2 protein-coding genes are annotated in these 2,890 nt (G+C 72.9%); one reads left to right on the top strand and one right to left on the bottom strand.

Features of this window, described 5'->3' with window-relative positions; genetic code table 11:
• Positions 1-26 precede the first annotated feature (26 nt).
• Positions 27-446 (bottom strand): Rv2175c family DNA-binding protein, encoded by a 420-nt coding sequence (locus tag ACFWFR_RS18885; RefSeq protein WP_191803300.1) that lies wholly within the window; start codon positions 444-446, stop codon positions 27-29.
• 128 nt (positions 447-574) lie between these two features.
• On the opposite strand from ACFWFR_RS18885, the gene pknB reads away from it, so the two are divergent.
• Positions 575-2,689, top strand: coding sequence for a Stk1 family PASTA domain-containing Ser/Thr kinase (gene pknB / locus ACFWFR_RS18880; RefSeq protein WP_377624120.1), 2,115 nt, complete (start codon positions 575-577; stop codon positions 2,687-2,689).
• The last annotated feature ends 201 nt before the right edge of the window (positions 2,690-2,890 follow it).

The raw sequence follows: 2,890 nt of genomic DNA, 5'->3' as shown, positions 1-2,890 counted from the left end.
GGACGTCCGGCGCCGGGGTCAGTGCGTCAGAGCAGCGCCTGGGCGACCCGTCGCACCTCGGCCTTGCGGCCGGCGAGCAGCGCCTCCATGGGCGTGGTCCCCAGCGCCTCGTCGGGGCTGAAGAGCCACTCGATGATCTCGGCGTCGGTGAAGCCGAAGTCGGTGAGGACCGCGACCGTGCCCTGCACGGACATGAGCACCACGTGGCGCCCGTCCTCGGGGTTCTCCGGGGCCGGCGCGACGTTGGCCGGGTTGGCACGGTGCGCCGGGACCACGAAGGCCGCGGGGATCTGGAACGAGGTGCGCTCACCGCGCTTGACGCCGACGACGCGACGGTCCTGGACGATGCTGCGGGCCTGCGTCACGGTCGTGCCGAGCACCTCGGCGAGTTGGGGAAGGGTCAGCCACTCGGGAACGAGCTGCTCGAGGTCAGTCACATCAGTCACGGCACCAGCGTACGTGGCTCCGGGACCGGCGCCCGCCCACCCGTCGCTCACGATCCGTCCTCACGACCCCCACCACCACCATGCGGCGCCTCACCGGTTCCACGTCCCGGGACGCCTAGACTTCCGACGTGGCAACTGTGACGACTGATCCGTTCGTCGGCCGCCTGGTCGACGGGCGGTACGAGGTCGTGTCCAAGATCGCCCGTGGCGGCATGGCCACGGTGTACCTGGCGCTGGACCGACGACTCGACCGCGAGGTCGCGCTCAAGGTCATGCACCCCCACCTGGCCGAGGGCTCGGACGGTGCGGAGTTCGTCTCGCGCTTCCGGCGCGAGGCGCGGGCCGCGGCGGGGCTGACCCACGCGGGCGTGGTCGCCGTCTACGACCAGGGGATCGACGGCGAGACCAGCTACCTGACCATGGAGTACGTGCCGGGCACGACGCTCCGCCACGTCCTGCAGGACGAGCACGCGCTGAGCGTGGGCCGCACCCTCGAGCTGCTCGAGGAGATCCTGGACGCCCTGGCCGCGGCCCACCGCAAGGGCCTGGTCCACCGCGACGTCAAGCCGGAGAACGTCCTGATCGACGCGTCGGGCCACGTCAAGGTCGCGGACTTCGGCCTCGCGCGTGCCGTGACCGAGGCCGCCTCGACCGCGACGAGCACCATCCTCGGCACGGTCGCCTACCTCGGCCCCGAGCTCATCACCTCGGGTCGCTGCGACGCACGGACGGACGTCTACGCCGTCGGCGTCATGGCGTACGAGATGCTCACGGGCCGCCTCCCCTACACGGGCGAGACCCCGCTGCAGGTCGCCTTCCAGCACGTCAACTCGGACGTGCCTGCGCCCTCCGACGTCGAACCGTGGCTCCCCGCCGAGCTCGACGTCCTCGTGTGCGCCCTCGCGGCTCGCACCCCCGACGACCGTCCGGTCGACGCCGCGGCCGCGCTGACCCTGGTGCGCCAGACCCGCGCCGCGCTCGACCCTGCGGTGCTCGGACACCGGTCGGTCCCCGCGAGCAGCGGCCCGACCAGTTCGAACGCCAAGGGACCGGACTCGGGAGCGACCGCGGTGCTCGCCGGGGTCGCCGCGGCGGGTGCCTCGACGGCCGGCGCCTCCCGCACCGCCGGGGACCCGCAGACCGGCCGCCCGGGCTCCCCCTCGGCCGCCCAGCCCGACTCGACCCCCACGACCGTCCTCACGGGCATCGGCCCCGCGTCGACCGCTCACCTGGTCACGACCTCGGCCCAGGGTCAGGGCGTGCAGCACACGCTCGCGATGTCGCGCGGCGACCTGGCGGCCGACGGCCACGACGACGGCGTCCCCTCGCCCCGACGCCGCCGGCGACGCGCCGGCTGGTGGTGGTTCCTGGTCGTCCTGCTCCTCGCCGGAGCCGCGGTCGGCGCCTCGTGGTGGTTCCTCAGCGGCCCGGGCGCCTACACGGCTGTCCCCGGGAACCTCGTGGGCGCGACGCAGGCCGAGGCCGAGACGACGCTCCGGGCCGTCGACCTGCGCAGCACCGTCAAGGAGGCCTACGACGACAGCTTCCCGGCCGGCACCGTGATCTCGACCGATCCTCCTGCGGGCGGCAAGGTCCGCAAGGACGGTGCCGTGAACCTGCTGGTCTCGCTCGGGGTCAAGATGCTCGACGTCCCGACGGGCCTCGTCGGCACCAGCGCCGAGGCCGCGACCGCTGCGCTCGAGGACGCGGGCTTCGAGGTCGGCGACCCCGTCGGCGACTACAGCGACAACATGCCCGCGGGCGACGTGCTCGCCGTCTCCGTGCCCGAGGGCAGCTCGCAGCCCCACAGCACCGTCGTCCAGCTGACCGTCTCCCAGGGACCGGCTCCGGTCACGATCCCGCAGGTCGTGGGGCTCGAGAAGGACGCCGCCCTGACGGCTCTCACCGACCTCGGCCTCGACCCGAGCTCGACCGACGACTACTCCGAGACGGTCGCCGCAGGTCTGGTCATCAGCCAGACGCCCGAGAGCGGCAAAGAGGGGCACCGCGGCGACAAGGTCGCGCTCGTGATCTCGCTCGGCCCGCCGCTCGTCGAGATCCCCAGCACCTACGGGCGCAACGTCACCGAGGCCGAGAAGATGCTCAAGGACGCGGGGTTCGTGGTCGAGGTACGCCACCCGCAGGGCATCAGCCCGCTCAACATCGTCTACGCCCAGTCGCCCGAGGGCGGGGCCGGGAAGACCGCGCCCAAGGGGTCGACGGTCGTCGTCAACGTCTTCTGACGCGCTCGGTCTTCTGACCTGATCGGCCACCTGGCGGCTCGCGAGACAGAGGGCTTGCGTCGAGGCAGAGGGACGCACGCCTCGTTCTCGACGGTCCTCCTCCACCTCGCGGTCACCTCCGTCGCATCGAGCCCCTCGACCTCGCGCACGCCCCTCTCCCCCGAGCACGACGCAGCCCGACGGCGGCGCACCCGCGGGTTC

Source organism: Oerskovia sp. NPDC060287 (genome assembly GCF_042726775.1).
Classification (GTDB): Bacteria; Actinomycetota; Actinomycetes; order Actinomycetales; family Cellulomonadaceae; genus Oerskovia; species Oerskovia merdavium.
The sequence above is the reverse complement of the archived record's forward strand: the minus strand, read 5'-3'. Positions and strand labels throughout refer to the sequence as shown.